Origin of the sequence: Nocardia sp. NPDC051833 (assembly GCF_040681225.1) — a bacterium.
Classification (GTDB): domain Bacteria; phylum Actinomycetota; class Actinomycetes; order Mycobacteriales; family Mycobacteriaceae; genus Nocardia.
On the sequence record NZ_JBFAYK010000001.1, the window covers coordinates 1 to 17121 of the forward strand.

Annotated in this window: 20 protein-coding genes; 7 read left to right on the forward strand and 13 right to left on the reverse strand. The window is 68.9% G+C overall.

Features of this window, described 5'->3' with window-relative positions:
• Window positions 1-85: 85 nt before the first annotated feature.
• Both AB0L91_RS00005 and AB0L91_RS00010 read left to right on the forward strand, forming a co-directional pair.
• Window positions 86-1003, forward strand: coding sequence for a Ku protein (locus AB0L91_RS00005; protein ID WP_355275987.1), 918 nt, complete (start codon window positions 86-88; stop codon window positions 1001-1003).
• Window positions 1004-1018: 15 nt separating this feature from the next.
• The gene (locus AB0L91_RS00010; RefSeq protein WP_365006675.1) at window positions 1019-1564 is read left to right on the forward strand and encodes a GNAT family N-acetyltransferase; all 546 of its coding nucleotides are present in this window, start codon (window positions 1019-1021) and stop codon (window positions 1562-1564) included.
• A gap of 14 nt (window positions 1565-1578) precedes the next feature.
• Here the strand turns inward: AB0L91_RS00010 and AB0L91_RS00015 are convergent, their stop codons facing one another.
• Window positions 1579-2190: a TetR/AcrR family transcriptional regulator gene (locus AB0L91_RS00015; RefSeq protein ID WP_365006677.1), complete on the reverse strand. Its 612-nt coding sequence runs from the start codon at window positions 2188-2190 to the stop codon at window positions 1579-1581.
• A gap of 307 nt (window positions 2191-2497) precedes the next feature.
• Here AB0L91_RS00015 and AB0L91_RS00020 point away from each other — a divergent pair, with 307 nt between their 5' ends.
• From AB0L91_RS00020 to AB0L91_RS00030, 3 genes are read left to right on the forward strand one after another with little or no spacing between them, the layout of a single operon-like run.
• Complete coding sequence (locus tag AB0L91_RS00020) at window positions 2498-3337, forward strand: MetQ/NlpA family ABC transporter substrate-binding protein (protein WP_357345730.1); 840 nt, start codon at window positions 2498-2500, stop codon at window positions 3335-3337.
• Entirely contained in the window at window positions 3334-4347 is a 1014-nt protein-coding gene (locus AB0L91_RS00025; RefSeq protein WP_365006679.1) for a methionine ABC transporter ATP-binding protein, read from the forward strand. Before AB0L91_RS00020 ends, AB0L91_RS00025 begins: the two co-directional genes overlap by 4 nt.
• Window positions 4347-5009: a methionine ABC transporter permease gene (locus AB0L91_RS00030; protein ID WP_365006681.1), complete on the forward strand. Its 663-nt coding sequence runs from the start codon at window positions 4347-4349 to the stop codon at window positions 5007-5009. Before AB0L91_RS00025 ends, AB0L91_RS00030 begins: the two co-directional genes overlap by 1 nt.
• Before the next feature lie 66 nt (window positions 5010-5075).
• Here AB0L91_RS00030 and AB0L91_RS00035 read toward each other — a convergent pair whose 3' ends face one another.
• From AB0L91_RS00035 to AB0L91_RS00045, 3 genes are all read right to left on the reverse strand, one after another.
• The gene (locus tag AB0L91_RS00035) at window positions 5076-5576 is read right to left on the reverse strand and encodes a DUF4189 domain-containing protein (RefSeq protein WP_357345193.1); all 501 of its coding nucleotides are present in this window, start codon (window positions 5574-5576) and stop codon (window positions 5076-5078) included.
• 244 nt (window positions 5577-5820) lie between these two features.
• Window positions 5821-6378 carry an NADAR family protein gene (locus AB0L91_RS00040; protein WP_365006683.1) on the reverse strand — a complete coding sequence of 186 codons (558 nt, stop codon included), beginning with the start codon at window positions 6376-6378 and terminating at the stop codon, window positions 5821-5823.
• A 69-nt stretch (window positions 6379-6447) separates the two neighbouring features.
• Window positions 6448-7671 (reverse strand): helix-turn-helix domain-containing protein, encoded by a 1224-nt coding sequence (locus AB0L91_RS00045; RefSeq protein WP_365006685.1) that lies wholly within the window; start codon window positions 7669-7671, stop codon window positions 6448-6450.
• Window positions 7672-7828: 157 nt separating this feature from the next.
• Between AB0L91_RS00045 and AB0L91_RS00050 the strand changes: the two genes are divergently transcribed.
• Complete coding sequence (locus AB0L91_RS00050; RefSeq protein WP_365006687.1) at window positions 7829-8458, forward strand: TetR/AcrR family transcriptional regulator; 630 nt, start codon at window positions 7829-7831, stop codon at window positions 8456-8458.
• A 60-nt stretch (window positions 8459-8518) separates the two neighbouring features.
• On the opposite strand, the gene AB0L91_RS00055 is transcribed toward AB0L91_RS00050, so the two are convergent.
• The 9 genes from AB0L91_RS00055 to AB0L91_RS00095 all read right to left on the reverse strand — a co-directional run bounded on the left by AB0L91_RS00055 (window position 8519) and on the right by AB0L91_RS00095 (window position 15889).
• Window positions 8519-8947, reverse strand: a complete 429-nt coding sequence (locus AB0L91_RS00055) for a DUF4189 domain-containing protein (RefSeq protein WP_357345186.1) — start codon at window positions 8945-8947, stop codon at window positions 8519-8521.
• 114 nt (window positions 8948-9061) lie between these two features.
• Window positions 9062-9436, reverse strand: a complete 375-nt coding sequence (locus AB0L91_RS00060; protein WP_365006690.1) for a hypothetical protein — start codon at window positions 9434-9436, stop codon at window positions 9062-9064.
• Between the two features lie 126 nt (window positions 9437-9562).
• Window positions 9563-9946 (reverse strand): metal-sulfur cluster assembly factor, encoded by a 384-nt coding sequence (locus AB0L91_RS00065; RefSeq protein WP_355281263.1) that lies wholly within the window; start codon window positions 9944-9946, stop codon window positions 9563-9565.
• The gene (gene sufU, locus AB0L91_RS00070; RefSeq protein WP_355281265.1) at window positions 9946-10422 is read right to left on the reverse strand and encodes a Fe-S cluster assembly sulfur transfer protein SufU; all 477 of its coding nucleotides are present in this window, start codon (window positions 10420-10422) and stop codon (window positions 9946-9948) included. Before sufU ends, AB0L91_RS00065 begins: the two co-directional genes overlap by 1 nt.
• A gap of 3 nt (window positions 10423-10425) precedes the next feature.
• Entirely contained in the window at window positions 10426-11679 is a 1254-nt protein-coding gene (locus AB0L91_RS00075; RefSeq protein WP_355281267.1) for a cysteine desulfurase, read from the reverse strand.
• A gap of 1 nt (window position 11680) precedes the next feature.
• Complete coding sequence (gene sufC / locus AB0L91_RS00080) at window positions 11681-12448, reverse strand: Fe-S cluster assembly ATPase SufC (protein WP_355281269.1); 768 nt, start codon at window positions 12446-12448, stop codon at window positions 11681-11683.
• A 35-nt stretch (window positions 12449-12483) separates the two neighbouring features.
• A complete protein-coding gene (gene sufD / locus AB0L91_RS00085; protein WP_355281270.1) occupies window positions 12484-13662 on the reverse strand; it encodes a Fe-S cluster assembly protein SufD in 1179 nt (392 codons plus the stop codon).
• Window positions 13662-15098, reverse strand: a complete 1437-nt coding sequence (gene sufB, locus AB0L91_RS00090; RefSeq protein WP_218718234.1) for a Fe-S cluster assembly protein SufB — start codon at window positions 15096-15098, stop codon at window positions 13662-13664. Before sufB ends, sufD begins: the two co-directional genes overlap by 1 nt.
• Window positions 15095-15889, reverse strand: coding sequence for a metalloregulator ArsR/SmtB family transcription factor (locus AB0L91_RS00095; protein ID WP_365006694.1), 795 nt, complete (start codon window positions 15887-15889; stop codon window positions 15095-15097). The genes sufB and AB0L91_RS00095 overlap by 4 nt, the downstream gene beginning before the upstream one ends.
• Window positions 15890-16179: 290 nt before the next feature.
• Between AB0L91_RS00095 and AB0L91_RS00100 the strand changes: the two genes are divergently transcribed.
• Window positions 16180-17112, forward strand: coding sequence for a rhomboid family intramembrane serine protease (locus AB0L91_RS00100; protein ID WP_365006697.1), 933 nt, complete (start codon window positions 16180-16182; stop codon window positions 17110-17112).
• Window positions 17113-17121 lie beyond the last annotated feature (9 nt).

A 17121-nucleotide genomic window follows, 5' to 3' on the forward strand; every position in this document is an offset into this window, starting at 1 on the left:
AGACAACCGTAACCAACCGTAGGAAACCCCAAGGTCGCGCAGAAGTTCGGGTGGCGCAAAACGCCAGGACCAGTAACCTTGCCATATGAGATCGATCTGGAAGGGCTCGATCGCATTCGGGCTGGTCAATGTCCCGGTCAAGGTCTACACCGCGACCGAGGACCACGATATTCGGTTCCATCAGGTCCACGCCAAGGACGGCGGCCGGATCAAATACGACCGTGTCTGCCAGGTGTGCGGCAATTCCGTCCAGTATTCCGACATCGACAAGGCCTACGTCTCCGCCGACGGCGACCAGGTCGTGCTCACCGACGCCGATTTCGCGAAACTCCCGGCGGCGGAGAAACACGAGATCCCGGTGCTGGAATTCGTGCCCTCCGAGCAGATCGATCCGGTGCTGTTCGACAAGAGTTACTACCTCGAACCGGATTCGGCCACGCCCAAGGCCTATCAGTTGCTGGCCGCCACGCTCGAACGCATCGACAAGACCGCGCTGGTGCACTTCACCCTGCGGCAGAAGACCAGGCTGGCGGCGCTGCGGGTGCGCGACGGCGTGCTCGTGCTGCAGACCCTGCTGTGGCCCGACGAGGTGCGCGCCGTCGACTTCCCCGCCCTCGACGACGCCCCCGCGCCGCGCCCGCAGGAATTGAAGATGGCCGAAACCCTGGTCGAGTCGATGTCGGGCGATTTCGATCCCACCGAATACACCGACGAATACCAGATCGAATTGCAGAAACTGCTCGACGAGGCGATCGCCAGCGGATCCGGCAAGGTCGAGACCGCCGCCTCGGCCGAACCCGCCGAACAACCCGATGCCGAGGTCGTCGATCTGGTCGCGGCGCTCCAGCGCAGCCTCGAGGCCAGCGGTCGCCGCGACGCCGACGCGGCGCCCGCGCCCGCGAAGAAGGCGGCGAAGAAAGCGCCGGCGAAGAAAGCGGCGCCGCGCAAAGCCGCGGCGAAGAAATCCACGGACAGCAAGACCGCGGCGCGCAAGGGCGCGTAGGGCAGACTGGCCCGCATGGACTCCTCGATCGCTGTCGTGCCGATGGGGCTGGGACATCTGCGGCAAGTCCTCGACCTCGGCCACCAGGTGTTCGACACGACCACCAAGCCCTACACCTCGTGGTCGCTCACGGCGGTCGCCGAGCATCTGGACGGCCCCGACAACGCCTGCTGGGTCGCCCTGGACTCCGATCGGGTCGTCGGCTTCGTGCTCGGCTCGATGGAATTCGAGCACCGCGACGACTGGGCGTATCTGGAATGGATCGCGGTCGCCCCCGACATGCAGGGGCACGGCATCGCGCGGCGGCTGGTGAACGTGTGCTCGGAGGCGCTGTTCGCGCGCGGCGCCCGCCATATCGTCACCGATGTCGAGGACCGCAACAGCGCCTCGGCCGCGCTGATGACCAGCACCGGCTTCGTGCCCGCCGCGACCGTCACCCTGCTCGTGCGCCCGAACCCCGACGAGGCGGGCGGCGAGCAGCCGCTGCCGCCGATGTCGGCCACCACCCGCCACGACCTCATCCGGCGCGGCCGCTTGTCGGTGGAGCACCCGCGTCGCTGAGCGGAGCGCCGTCGCTAGGACGGATCGGCGGGCACCACGCCCGCCGCGAGCGCGTCGCTGACCATCCGGGCGACGATGCGCGCGAGTTCGGGTGCGCGCGCGGGATCTTCGTCGAGCACGACGATCCAGGCGAACAGCGGACCGAGCAGTAGCGCCTGGGTGATCGCCGGATCGGGGCGCCGGGTCAGGTCACCGCGGGCGATCGCGCGGTCGAGCAGCTCGCCGATGACGGAGCGTTCCACCGCCAGGTAGGTGGTGGTGAAGCGCTCGGTCAGCGTGGCGTCGGCCCGGATATCGGCGAGCAGCCCCGTCATCACGTCGGAGCCGGAGCGACGGAGTTGCTCGCCGATCCGCTCGATCAGCGCGCCCAGGTCACCCTCGAGCGTGCCGGTGTCGGCGGGCGGGGCCTCGTCCAGGTCGTGCAACACGACCGCGAACGTCATCTCCTGCTTGGTGGCGAAGCGGCGGTAGATCGTCGCCTTGCTCACCCCGGCCCGCGCCGCCACCGCGTCGACGGTGAGCGCCGCGTACCCGGACTCCGCCAGTACCCCGGTCACCGCCGCCGCGATCGCGGTGTCGACCCGGCTCTCGCGGGGGCGTCCGCCCGCTGATTTCGACGTCCTCATGCTCGCAGCATACGAAACTCCGATTCTCGTATGCGGCGATCCCTCCTCGCGGAACCTCGCCGCCAGCTCACGCGGCATCGCCTGCGGATCGGCCGGGTCGTCGGTCTCGAGGATCCGGCCGCAGACGGCGCAGAACTCGCATCGTCCGCAAAGTAGTCGCACGTCCAGGAGTTGCCGAGGGTTTCGCTCGAGGCAACGCAAACCGTTGTTTCGGCGTACGAACGGCGGCTTGGATGACCGGGTTCATCCTCAGCGAGCAATTCGGGAGCATCAAGTGAAATTCCGGCGGGTACTGGCGATCCCGGTCCTGGTAGCAACCGCGGCCCTCACCCTCACGGCGTGCGGTTCGGACGACGCGGACTCCGGCACCGTGGTGCGCATCGGCACCACCGACAGGGACAAGGCCTGGGACGTCTTCGAGCAGAAGGCCAAGGAACAGGGCATCACCCTGAAGATCACCAGCTTCTCCGACTACAAGCAGCCCAATGCCGCGTTGTCGCAGAAGCAGATCGACGTCAACCTGTTCCAGCACCTGCAGTTCCTCGGGCAGTACAACGTCGCGAGTTCGGACACGCTGACCCCGATCGGCGCGACCTACATCGTGCCGCTGGGCCTGTACTCCAAGAAGCACAAGGCGCTGGCCGACATCCCGGCCGGCGGTCAGATCGCGATTCCCAACGATCCGACCAACCAGGCCCGCGCGCTGTTCGTGCTGCAGGCCGCCGGGCTGCTGAAGCTGACCGGCACCTCCGCGCAGCCGACCCCCGCCGACATCGACAAGGGTGCCTCCAAGGTCACGGTCACCCCGGTCGACGCCGCGCAGACGGCGCTGTCACTGGCCTCGGTCGACGGTTCGGTGATCAACAACACCTTCCTGGACCGCGCCGGGATCGATCCGCATTCGGCGCTCTACAAGGACGATCCGAAGAACCCGGCCGCCGAGCCGTACATCAACGTGATCGTGACGCGGGCCGAAGACAAGACCGACCCGACCTACCTGAAGCTGGTCGAGATCTGGAAGGACCCGGCCGTGGCCGCCGCGCACGCGGAGGTCACCAAGAACACCGCGGTCGCCGTGACCCGCCCGGGCCCCGAGCTCGAGCAGATCCTCGACCGGGTGCAGCAGGGCATCCGCGCGAACAAGTGAGCGCACCCGACGCCGCGGTCGAATTCCGTGCGGTCAGCAAGGTCTTCGGCAGCGGCGCCGAGCGGCACGTCGCGCTCGACGACATCGATCTGCGGATCGAAGCGGGCGAGATCTTCGGGGTGATCGGCTATTCCGGGGCGGGCAAGTCGACCCTGGTCCGGCTGATCAATGCCCTGGAGAAGCCCACCTCGGGCACGATCACCGTCTCCGGCGCCCCGATCACCGGGGTGCCGGAGTCGGCGGTGCGCATCCTGCGCCGCGATATCGGCATGGTGTTCCAGCAGTTCAATCTGTTCCGCTCGCGCACGGCCGCGGGCAATATCGAATATCCGCTCAAGGTGGCGGGCTGGAAGCGCGCCGAACGCAAGGCGCGCGTCGCCGAGCTGCTCGACTTCGTCGGTCTCACCGAGAAGGCGCGCGCCTACCCCGACCAGCTCTCCGGCGGGCAGAAGCAGCGCGTCGGCATCGCCAGGGCACTGGCGACCTCGCCGTCGCTGCTGCTCGCCGACGAGGCGACCTCGGCGCTGGACCCGGAGACCACCGCCGAGGTGCTGCGGCTGCTGAAGAAGATCAACGCCGAGCTCGGGGTGACCATCGTGGTGATCACCCACGAGATGGACGTGATCCGCGCGGTCGCCGACCGGGTGGCGGTGCTGGCCGAGGGCCGGATCGTCGAATTGTCGCCCACCTTCGACGTCTTCGCGGCGCCGCGGGCCGCGCCGACCCGGTCGTTCGTGGCCACCGTGCTGCACAACCGGCCCGACGCGGCCGAACTCGCGCGCCTGCGGGACCTGCACGGCGGCAGGCTGGTCACCGTCGACATCGACGACGACAGCGGGATCGGCGCCGCGCTGGCCGCCGCGACCGCCGCCGACGTGCGCTTCGAAATCGTCTACGGCGGGGTGAGCACGTTGCAGGACAAGACGTTCGGCAGCATCACGCTGGCGCTGCACGGCCCCGACGACGCGCTCGACCGCGTGGTCGCCGACCTGGAGCGGAAGGCGAGCTGATGGAGACCAACTGGGAGAAGCTGCGGCCCACGCTGTTCGAGGCGATCGGGACCACCGTCTATCTGGTCGGCGTGACCTTCGTCGTGGCCGGGGTGATCGGGCTGGCGCTCGGCACCGCGCTCTACACCACCCGCCGGGGCGGGCTGCTGGCGAACGCGCCGGTCTACCTGGTGCTCAATGTGCTGGTGAACGTGGTGCGCCCGATTCCGTTCATCATCCTGCTGGCGGCGCTGGGTCCGGTCACTCTCGAGGTCGTCGGCACCACGATCGGGACCGAGGCGGCGCTGTTCGTGATGATCGTCGCGGCGTCGTTCGGCATCGCCCGGATCGTGGAACAGAATCTGGTGACGGTCGATCCGGGCGTGCTCGAGGCGGCGCGCGCCGTCGGGGCCGGTCCGCTGCGGATCATTCTCACGCTGCTGATTCCGGAAGCGCTCGGGCCGCTGATCCTCGGCTATACCTTCGTGGTCATCTCGATCGTGGACATCTCCGCCATGGCGGGCACGGTCGGCGGCGGCGGACTCGGCGATTTCGCGCTGGTCTACGGCTATCAGCAATTCGATTGGGAAGTCACGATCGTGGCGACGCTGATCATCATCGCCGGCGTGCAGGGTGTGCAGTTCTTCGGCAATTGGCTGGCTCGGAAGGTATTGCGGCGCTGAGAATTCCCGATGGCGAAAAAGCGGGGTGCGGACCGGATCGGTCCGCACCCCGCTTGCTCTCGTTCGTCAGACGTTCGCCGTGCAGGCGGACAGGATGACGCTCGCCGCACGCGGCGAGGCCGAACCCGGGTCGGGGAACGGCGGCGCGCTGATTCCCAGCACGTCGACCGCCGAGCGCTCGGCCGCGGCCAGGGAGTGATCCCAGGACCAGCCGAAGCGGTAGTCGGCGCCCTGCGCGACGGCACCGCAGGCATTGCGGAACTCGACGACGATCTGGCAGTCCCAGACGCCGCACTCGGCCAGCGCGGCCTGGCTCGCGGCCGCCCAGCTGCCGTAGTTGACCGCCGAGGCGACCACGGCCTCCTTCGACGACAACGCCAGCGCGCCGTAGAGATCACCGGCGGCGGCCTGGAAGCCACCGTCGCGCGAGACGGCGGTGTAGCCGGGCGCCTCGGCGATCGCCACGCCGCTCTCGGCCGCGGCGGCCGAGCCGGCGTTCACGACGGTGAACGCGGCCACCGCGGACATGGCGGCCACACCCAGGGCATATTTGCCCACAACAGACATCAGTGAATCTCCCCATCGAAAAATCGGCTTCGCGGTCGAAGCCGAACCAATCATGAACCGCCACACGGGCCATCGAGAAATAGCTTTCCCGAATTGCCCGCCCGGCCGGGTTCCGCGAATTCCGCCGCGCGCCGGCATGAGCACGACGCCAACCGAATTCGCCTACCGTGACGCCCGAATCCTCCCGGTCCGTCCGTCCGCCACAGACTAACAACCCCCACCGACAACCGGGGATCGCCGGCGGCTAGGCCGCCGCGGCGAGCACCTCGCGAGCGCGCATCAGGGCGAAACCGAGCAGGTTCAGGCCGCGCCAGCGCGCCGGGTCGGTGGCGCGCGCGTCGTCGGCGGCCAGGCCGATCCCCCAGATCCGGTCCACCGGGCTGGCTTCGACGAGCACCCGCGCACCGGTGCCGAGCAGGTAGCCGCGCAGGGTGTCGTCCTGGCCGAACTTGGCCACGCTGCCCGCGACGACGATCTCGAATCGCGCACGCTCCCAGACGGTGTCGTCGAAGGCGCTGATCTGCCTGCCCAGCTTCTTGGCCACGCTCGGATGGTTCGCGTCGAGCACGCGAGCCGCCGTGCGCTCGTCGTCGAACAGCAGCGCCTTGCGCCACATCATGTAGTGCTCCGCGCTGCGGAACGCGGTGCCGTCGACGACGAATTCCGCGGGCCACCACTGGCTCAGGCAGCTCGCGCCGACAGCGCCGTCGGCGCGCGGGGTATGCCCCCAGAACGCCAGGTATTTCGGTGCCGCGCCCTGCTCGATCGCGTGACACAGCTGCTCGACGGTCTCGACGGTCATATCCCCTCCCAGGTTTTGGTCCACTGAACCATATACCGGGGAGGGGACACCGCGCCAACGGTTTCCGGATCAGGCCAGGCGGGCTTCCACGGTCGGCCCGGAGTGGAAGCTGCGGGCGATCATGGCTGAGCGCAGCTGCCACAGCCCCGAGCCCTGCGCCGGATCCAGACCGGTGAGCTGCGCGATGCGGCGCAGGCGGTAGTCGACGGTGTTGGTGTGGATGTGCAGCAGGCGGGCCGTGCGCCTGCGGTTCATATTGTTGGCGATGTGCACCCGCAGGGTCTCGAAGAGCTCGGGGTGGCTGTCCAGCGGTGCGAGCAGCTCGCCGAGGCGGGCGCGGCCGGGGCCGGGACGGGTGAGCTGGTACTCCAGGGCCAGATCGCCGAAGCGGTACAGGCCGGGCTCGCAGTCGAGCCGTTCGACCATGTCCAGCAGTTCGTGCGCGCGCTCGGCGGCCGAGGGGATCTCCGCGGTGGTCGCCGGGACCAGCGCGCCGGTCACGTCGACATCGGCCGCGCGCGACAGCGCCGCGATCAGGGCGTCCAGGGTGCTGGAGTCCATCAGCTCGGCCGGGATGAGCAGGGTTCCACCGTCCACCGACAGCAGCGACAGCACCTGGTCGCCGCCGTGGTGCGCGAGCGCGGCCTGCACCCGGCGCAGCGCGCGGCGAGCCACCACCGCCCGGTTCACCCGCGGATCGGCGGTCTCGGGGCGACGCCGGATCGACAGCGCCAGTACCGAATACGCCTCGGCGACGGCGATTCCGCACTCGCGCGCCATGGTGACCGTCGGCTGCCCGGCCAGCAGCGCCGAGGTGAGCGTGTGCACGGCCGTGTGATGCTCGCCCGCGACGTCGCGATGCTCCCGGATGTAGGCGCGGGTCACGGTGGTGCACAGCTGATCCGAGATCGCCACCGCCCGGCGGAAGCCGTCGAGCAGGCTCGCCCGGTCGTCGTCGGCGACCGCGTCGAAGACGGCGTCGAAGCTGATCCGCACACCCTCGTGGAAGGCGTGCAGGATGGCGTCGATCGGCACGCCCTCGCGCGCCCAGCCCGCCGCGGCGACCGAGAGCCGGTTCAGCCGCTCGGTCTCGTCGCGACCGTCGAGCATCCCGCCGACGATCTCCAGGCACAGGCGGGTGACCGCGGTGACGTCACCGGAGATCGCGTCGCCGGGTAGCGTCCGGCAGGTGGCCACGGTGTCGACGAAGTGGCTCACCAGCGTGCCCGTCAGCGTCCGGACATCGCGCAGCGGCTGCCACATCGGGGCTCCATCCACGGGGATCGTCATCATCGTCGACTCCTTCCACACCGCGTCGGCGCGGCCGGCGGTGGTTCAGCTGCCGTAGTGCCCGGCCCCGGTGATGGCCTACACTCCGGTTTCTCCATGATCATGACTCTAGGATGAGCAACTGCTCACCTTCTACTCCTCTTTCGACCGAGGTCTCCGAATGCCACCGCACGCCGACAAGCAGCGCAAACGCCCCAAGCAGGACCGGGCGAAGGAAACCCGCGCCCGCATTCTCGCGGTGTCCGCTCATCTTTTCGGCAGCCGCGGAATCGGCAACACCTCGACCAATCGGATCGCCGCCGAGGCGGGCATGAGCATCGGCACCCTGTACCGGTATTTCACCGACCGCGACGAGATCGTCAAGGAACTCACCGACAGCCTGTTCCTGCAGGTCGAGGACCGCTACAGCCGCCTGCTCACCGGCTCCGCCGACAAGACCCCGCGCGACGCCGTCGCCGAGGTGATCCGGATCGCGGTCGAGATCCTGATCGCCAACGGGCCGCTGGTGCGCGCCCTCGTCGCCGATCTGCACTTCTACGGCAGCGGCATCCCGGAATTCGAGCCGCGGCTGCGGATGATCATGAAGCTGTACCTGATCCAGATGCTCGGCCCGACCGAGAACCTCGACATCGACACCATGGCCTTCGTCGTCCTCAACGCCGGCTTCGCCACCGCGCTGCGCTCAGTCGAGATGGAGAACGACGGCCTCGATCGCGAGGTCGTCATCGACCACACCGCCGACATGATCGGCGCCTGGATCGCCTCGCTCACCCCGCCGGAGCCCGCCTAGGCCCACCCGACCCCGAAGGGCCCGGATCCGTGCGGATCCGGGCCCTTCGGCGTGCGGTGATCAGCGGGCGTTGGCCGTGCAGATCGTCTTGACCACGTGGGCCCCGCTGAGCGCGGCCGAACCCGTGTTCGCGAGCAGCGCCTTCGGCTCCAGCTCGCCCAGGCTGGCGTAGGCCTCGGTCTCCGCCTCACGGCTGGTGGCACCCGTGCCGATGCCGATCGCGCCCCCGTCACCCTCGACGATGACACCGCACCCGTTGGCCCAGGCGGCCCAGATGTGGCAGTCGGCGGCGTCGCAGGCGGCGAGCGCCTCGTCGGCGGCGGCCTCGGCGGTCGGCTTGTTCACGCTGTAGGCGAAGGCCCAGTCCGCGTCGCTGAACGAGATGGCGGCGTGCAGGCTCTCCGCGTTCGCCGCACCGGCGCCGAGGACCGAACCGGCCGCAAGGCCGAGCGCCGCGACGGCGAGACCGGCCTTACCCAAGAAACTCATCGAACAATTCTCCTCTGGAATCTGTCCCGGAAGTCCGGAACCTCCGGATTATTGCCGAACAACGGCGTACATCCAATAGCAGGGAGGAAAATCACAGCGCGACAAAGGAACACATCACCACGGCCCGACGAGGAATTCCAGCAGCGCCAGCCCGACGGCGCCCAGAAACGCGACGAACAATCCGGCCGCGCCGGCGATCAGATAATTGCGCCGGGTCGGTGCCGGATTCCCCCACGTCGTGAGCAGACCACCCAGCGCACCGGCCGGCGCGAGCACCACCGCACCGCCGAGCACCAGATAGAAGATGCTGCCGACCGCCGCCGTCGGGGCGCCGCCTATTCCGCTGGTATAGCCGACGAGCGGCACCGGAAATCGATAGACGGCGGCCGTCGTCGCGGCCGCCACCGGCGCGAGAACGACCGCGGCGAGACCGCCGACGAGCGCGTGCCTGCCGCGTTCGGCGGCACTGCTCCTGCTCGACTCGGCCATTCCTCCATAATCCTCGTCGCGGCCGCACCCGCAACCGGATATCGGCGCCCGGCGGCGAATCCAGCGGGCCTACGGGAACCGAAAAGGCCCGGATTCCCATGGAATCCGGGCCTTTTCGCGCAATTTCTAGACCGTGAAGCCGAGGGCGCGCAGCTGTTCGCGACCGTCCTCGGTGATCTTGTCCGGGCCCCACGGGGGCATCCAGACCCAGTTGATCTTCAGGTCCTCGACCAGGCCGCTGCGCACCAGGGCGTTGCGGGACTGGTCCTCGATGACGTCGGTCAGCGGACAGGCCGCCGAGGTCAGCGTCATGTCGAGGGTGGCGATATTGTCGTCGTCGACGGACATGCCGTAGACCAGGCCGAGGTCGACGACATTGATGCCGAGCTCGGGGTCGACCACGTCGCGCATGGCCTCCTCGAGATTCTCGAGGTGCTCGACCTGTTCGGGCGTCAGCTCCACCTCGGGAGCGGCGGCCTCGGTGGCTTCGACAGCCGGTGTCTCACTCATCACGCTTCCCCATTTCCCATGGCAGGCTTGACTTCTTCGGCCGAGGCGATCCGCACGACGGCGTCCTTGAACGCCATCCACCCCAGCAGTGCGCACTTCACCCGCGCCGGGTACTTGGCGACGCCGGCCAGGGCGATGCCGTCGCCGATCACGTCCTCGTCACCCTCGACGGTGCCGCGGCTGGAGATCATCTCGCTGTAGGACTCGACCACCTTCAGCGCCTGCTGCACCGGCAGCCCGATCACCTGATCGGTGAGGATCGAGGTGGCGGCCTGGCTGATCGAGCAGCCCTGCCCGTCGTAGGACACGTCGGCGACCTCGCCCGCGTCGTCGATGTGCACGCGCAGGGTTACCTCGTCACCACAGGTCGGGTTCACGTGGTGCACTTCGGCACCGAACGGTTCCCGCAGCCCGCGGTGGTGCGGGTGCTTGTAGTGGTCCAGGATCACTTCCTGGTACATCTGCTCCATGCGCATGACTTATGCAACTCCGAAGAAGCTCTGAGCCTTCCGCACGGCCTGCACCAGCGCGTCCACCTCGTCGAGGGTGTTGTACACGGCGAACGACGCGCGCGCCGTCGCCGCGACACCGAACTTGCGGTGCAGCGGCCAGGCGCAGTGGTGCCCGACCCGGATGGCGACACCCTGGTCGTCGAGGATCTGGCCCACGTCGTGGGCGTGGATGCCGTCGACCACGAACGCCACCGCGCCACCGCGGTCCACGTTCTCGGTCGGCCCGATGATCCGCACGCCCTCGATCCCGCGCAGGCCGTCGAGCGCGGCGCCGGTGAGCGCGTGCTCGTGGGCGGCGATCGCGTCCATGCCGAGGTCTTCCAGGTAGCGGACCGCGGCGGCCAGCCCGACGACCTGCGAGGTCATCGGCGTGCCCGCCTCGAAGCGCTGCGGCGGCGGCGCGTAGGTGGTCTGCTCCATGGTGACGGTCTCGATCATCGACCCGCCGGTGATGTACGGCGGGGTCTCCTCGAGCAGCGACCGTCGGCCGTACAGTCCGCCCACGCCCATCGGGCCGAGCATCTTGTGGCCGGAGAACGCGGCGAAGTCCACGCCGAGCTCCCGGAAGTTCACCGCCATGTGCGGCACCGACTGGCAGGCGTCGAGCACGACGAGCGCGCCGACTTCCTTCGCCCGGCGCACCAATTCAGCCACCGGGGCGACCGCGCCGGTCACATTGGACTGGTGGGTGAACGCGAGCACCTTGGTCGCGGGCGACAGTTCGAGCGAATCCAGGTCGATCCGGCCGTCGTCGGTGATGCCGTACCACTTGAGCGTGGCACCGGTGCGACGCGCGAGTTCCTGCCACGGCACGAGATTCGCGTGGTGCTCGAGCTCGGTGATCACGATCTCGTCGCCGGGACCCACCCTGTGCGGGAACCGGTCGTCGCCGAAGGCGTTGGCCACCAGGTTCAGCGACTCGGTCGCGTTCTTGGTGAACACGATCTCCCCGGCGTCGGCGCCGACGAAACGGGCGATGGCGACGCGGGCGTCCTCGTAGGAGTCGGTCGCCTCCTCCGCCAGCTGGTGCGCACCGCGGTGCACGGCCGAGTTACGGGTGAGCAGGAAGTCGCGCTCGGCGTCCAGCACCTGCAGCGGACGCTGCGAGGTCGCCCCGGAATCCAGGTACACCAACGGTTTCCCGTCCCGAACCGTACGGTTCAGGATCGGGAAGTCGGCCCGGATCCGGGCCACGTCGAGGGCCGGCACCGTCGCGGTCATCTCAGGCTCCAGCGGTCGCGGAGGTGAAGCGCACGTAGCCGTTCGCGTCGAGTTCCTCGGCCAGCTCGGAGCCACCCTCGGCGACGATCTTGCCGTTGACGAACACGTGCACGAAGTCGGGCTGGATGTAGCGCAGGATGCGGGTGTAGTGCGTGATCAGCAGCACGCCGCCGTTCTCGCGCTCCTTGTAGCGGTTGACGCCCTCGGAGACGATGCGCAGCGCGTCGACGTCGAGGCCGGAGTCGGTCTCGTCGAGGATCGCGATCTTCGGCTTGAGCAGACCCAGCTGCAGGACCTCGTGACGCTTCTTCTCGCCACCGGAGAAGCCCTCGTTGACGCTGCGGTCGGCGAAGGCGGCGTCGATCTCGAGCTCCTTCATCGACTCCTTCACCTCCTTGACCCAGGTGCGCAGCTTGGGGGCCTCGCCACGCACGGCGGTGGCGGCGGTGCGCAGGAAGTTCGACATCGAGACACCGGGGACCTCGACCGGGTACTGCATGGCCAGGAACAGGCCGGCGCGAGCGCGCTCGTCGACCGACATCTCCAGCACGTCCTCACCGTCGAGGGTGATGGTGCCCTGGGTGACGGTGTACTTCGGGTGACCCGCGATCACGTAGGACAGCGTCGACTTGCCCGAGCCGTTGGGGCCCATGATGGCGTGCGTCTCGCCCGAGCGCACGGTCAGGTTCACACCGTTGAGGATCTTCTTGGACTCACCCTCGGGGGTGGTGATCTCGGCGTGCAGGTCCTTGATTTCCAAGGTGGTCATCGAATTCGAATTCCTTCGTGGGAGGTAAGAGTGGGTCAGATACCGACAGTGGCGAGCTCGGCCTCGATGGCCGCCTCCAGCCGCTCCCGGACCTCGGGGACCGCGATCTTCTGGATGATCTCGTGGAAGAAGCCGCGCACCACCAGGCGGCGGGCGACGTCCTCCGGAATGCCGCGAGCGCGCAGGTAGAACAGCTGCTCGTCGTCGAAACGGCCGGTGGCACTGGCGTGTCCGGCACCGGCGATCTCGCCGGTCTCGATCTCCAGGTTCGGCACCGAGTCGGCGCGCGCGCCGTCGGTGAGCACGAGGTTGCGGTTGGCCTCGTAGGTGTCGGTGCCCTCGGCGGCCGCGCGGATCAGCACGTCGCCGACCCACACGGTGCGGGCATCGCCCTTGGCCGAGGCCGGATCGCCCTGCAGCGCACCCTTGTACAGCACGTTGGACTTGCAGTTGGGCTCGGAGTGATCGACCAGCAGCCGCTGCTCGAAGTGCTCACCCGCGTCGGCGAAGTACAGGCCGAACAGCTCGGCCTCGCCGCCGGGACCGGCGTAGCGCACGGTGCCGGTGAGCCGGACCAGGTCGCCGCCGAGGGTGGCCGCGAAGTGGCGCACGGTGGCGTCGCGCCCCAGCTTCAGGTGATGCGCGGTGGCGTGCACGGCGTCTTCGTTCCATTCCTGGACGGCGACGACGGTCAGCTTGGCGCTGTCACCCAGCACGAATTCGACGTTCTCGGCGTAGGTTCCGCTGCCCCGCTGGTCCAGGACCACGGTGGCGACGGCGAAATTGTCCAGGCGGATCTGCAGGTGACCGTAGGCGGTCTTGCCCTCGCCCGGACCGGTGACGGTCACGGTGACCGGCTCGGCCACTTCGGTTTCCGCGCCGATCGACACCACGGTCGCCGACTCGAAGCCCGAGTAGGCCTGGGCGGCGACACGGTCGGCGGGGGTGCCGGCCTGGCCGAGGCGGGCGTCGGTGCGGTCGACGGTCTCGACCGTGACCCCGGCGACCGGGGTGACCTCGACCGTGGCCTGTCCGTCGCGCACCGCGGTGCCGTCGTGCAGGCCGCGCAGCCGGCGCAGCGGGGTGAACCGCCACGCCTCGTCACGGCCCGACGGCACCTCGAACTGGTCCACGTCGAATGAGGTGAAGACCTCGCCCTTGTTGACCGCGGCGCCCGCGCCCGGATTCTGGGTCGGCGTCTCGAGCGACGACATCAGCCAACGGCCCCTTCCATCTGCAGCTCGATGAGCCGGTTCAGTTCCAACGCGTATTCCATCGGCAGTTCCTTGGCGATGGGCTCGACGAAGCCGCGCACCACCATCGCCATCGCCTCGTCCTCGGTCAGACCGCGGCTCATCAGGTAGAACAGCTGGTCCTCGGAGACCTTGGAGACGGTCGCCTCGTGGCCCATGGTCACGTCGTCCTCGCGGATGTCGACGTAGGGGTAGGTGTCGGAGCGGCTGATCGTGTCGACCAGCAGCGCGTCACACTTCACGGTCGACTTGGAACCGTGGGCGCCCTTGTTGATCTGGACCAGGCCGCGGTACGACGCGCGACCGCCGCCACGCGCCACCGACTTCGACACGATGGTCGAGGAGGTGTGCGGGGCCAGGTGCAGCATCTTGGCACCGGTGTCCTGGTGCTGGCCGACACCGGCGAACGCGACCGAGAGCACCTCGCCGTGGGCGTGCTCGCCGGTCATCCAGACCGCCGGGTACTTCATGGTGACCTTGGAGCCGATGTTGCCGTCGACCCACTCCATGGTGGCGCCCGCCTCGGCCTTGGCCCGCTTGGTGACCAGGTTGTAGACGTTGTTCGACCAGTTCTGGATGGTCGTGTAGCGGCAGCGGCCGCCCTTCTTCACGATGATCTCGACGACCGCGGAGTGCAGCGAGTCGGACTTGTAGATCGGGGCGGTGCAACCCTCGACGTAGTGGACGTAGGCGTCCTCGTCGACGATGATCAGCGTCCGCTCGAACTGGCCCATGTTCTCGGTGTTGATCCGGAAGTAGGCCTGCAGCGGGATGTCGACGTGCACGCCCGGCGGCACGTAGATGAACGAGCCGCCCGACCACACGGCGGTGTTGAGCGCGGAGAACTTGTTGTCACCGGCGGGGATCACCGAGCCGAAGTACTCCTGGAAGATCTCCGGGTGCTCCTTGAGCGCGGTGTCGGTGTCGAGGAAGATGACGCCCTGCTTCTCCAGGTCCTCGCGGATGGAGTGGTAGACGACCTCGGACTCGTACTGCGCGGCGACACCGGAGACCAGCCGCTGCTTCTCCGCCTCGGGGATGCCCAGCTTGTCGTAGGTGTTCTTGATGTCCTCGGGCAGGTCTTCCCAGCTCTCGGCCTGCTTCTCCGACGAACGCACGAAGTACTTGATGTTGTCGAAGTCGATGCCGTCGAGGTTGGAACCCCAGTTCGGCATGGGCTTGCGATCGAAGATGCGCAGCGCCTTGAGGCGGATGTCGAGCATCCACTCCGGCTCGCTCTTCTTGGCCGAGATGTCGCGAACGACAGCCTCCGACAGGCCGCGTTGCGCACTGGCACCGGCCACATCCGAATCGGCCCAGCCGTAACCGTAGTTGCCCAGCGAGGCGATGGTCTCGTCCTGGGTCAGCGGTTGCACCTGGTCGGTGGTCGTCGTCATTCGGCACTCCTTCCGGAGTCGTTCGTTCGTCCCGCCGCGGGCTGTGCGGCGGATGGGGTGGAAGCTGTTTTCGGGAGCGCGACCAGCGGTACGTGGGTGGTGCAGGCGCAATCGCCGTTGGCGATGGTCGCAAGTCGCTGAACGTGGGTCCCCAGCAGGTCCCGGAAAGCGTCCAGTTCGGCGTCGCACAACTGCGGGAACTCCTCGGCCACGTGGGCCACCGGGCAGTGATGCTGGCAGATCTGCACACCGGCGCCGACCTGGCGGGTGGTGGCGGCGAAACCGGCGTCGGCGAACGCTTCCGCGATCTCCTCGACCTTGGCCTCGATGACGGGAGCCGTGTGCTCGGCGACCGGCTCGATGCCGTCGACGATGACCCGAACCCGCTTGCGCGCGAACTCGGCGATGGCCGCCTCGCCGCCGATCTCGCCGAGCTGGCGGATCGCCGCGCCGGCCAGATCGTCGTAGGCATGGCCGAGATTGCCCCGCCCCGCCGCCGTCAGCTGGTACTGCTTGGCCGGGCGGCCGCGGCCCTTCTGCTGCCACGGCGCCGACCGGCTCGCCCGCGCCTGGCCGGCGTCGATGAGCGCGTCCAGATGCCTGCGCACGCCCGCGGGCGCGAGCCCGAGCGCGGTGCCGATCGCGGTCGCGGTGATCGGGCCGTCCTCGAGCAGCAACTGGACGATCGCCGCCCTGGTGTGCCCTTCGTGCACGGTCGCCGCTGGACCGGCGGACGACCGGGCGCCGGTCGTCTTACGACCGGTCCCGTCCACGTCTGTCCGCAAACCCACGGTTTTCACAACACCAGTGTGGCGGAATTACTTCCCTAAATCTAATAAGGGTCCCCTGACAAAGGGTGCCCTGACCTGCGACGAAGATCGCCTGGCACCGCGACCGCCCGGCAAAACCCCAGGTGCGGACGCCGCGGCCGCGACGGCGGCCGCCGTCGGGGTGACCCATCGCACACGACCGGGGGCCGCCGTCCGGCCCGCGGAATTACGCAACACCGGTGTTGCGGCCCCGGCGGACGTCGCCGCGCGGTCGGCCCGCCCCGGTCCACGGGCCGTGGCACGATGACGAGGTGTCCAACCCGCCCGCACCGACGTGTGTCCGCCATCCCGACCGCCCCACCGGCCTCGCGTGCACCCGGTGCGGCAGGCCCGCCTGCCCCGAGTGCCTGCGGCCCGCCGCCGTCGGCCAGCACTGCGTGGACTGCGTGCGCCAGGGTCGGAGCGAGGTGCGCCAGGTGCGCACCGTGGGCGGCGCGACCGCGGGCGCGGCCGCCGTTCCGTACGTCACCTACGCGTTGATCGCGGTCAACGTCCTGGTCTATCTCGTCACGGCCGCCCAGGCGGGCAGCGCGATGGACAACTACCGCGGCTCGGCGCTGTTCCGGGAGTTCGTGCTGGTCCCGCTGCTGGTCGCCGACGGCGAGTGGTGGCGGCTGATCGGCTCGGGCTTCCTGCACTACGGCGCGATCCACCTGCTGGTCAACATGTTCGCGCTCTACGTCGTCGGCCGGGATCTGGAGCGGGTGCTCGGCCGGGTGCGGTTCGCGTGCGTGTACCTGATCTCGCTGCTCGGCGGGTCCGCCGCGGTGATGGCCCTGTCCGACACCGTCGTCGCCACCGCGGGCGCCTCCGGCGCGGTGTACGGCCTGTTCGGCGCGGTCACCGTGACGCTGATCCGGCTGCGGCAGAGCCCGACGCCGATGCTGGTCGTCATCGGCGTCAACGTGCTGATCAGCTTCTCGCTGCCCGGCATCTCGCTGTGGGGTCACCTCGGCGGGCTGGCCGCCGGCACGCTCGCGGCGCTGGGCATCCTGTTCGTCCCGGAATGGCTGTCGGCGCGCACGCCCGAGGCCGCGCGCCGGATCGGCTGGGCGTCGCTGGGCGCGGTCGCGGTGGCGTGCCTGGCCGTCATCGTCGGGGCCACGCTGATGGTGCGCGCCGACATCCCTGGCCCACCGCCCCAGGTGTCGGCCCCCACCGCCGAGGCGCCGCAACCGCGCTAGCCGCCGTGA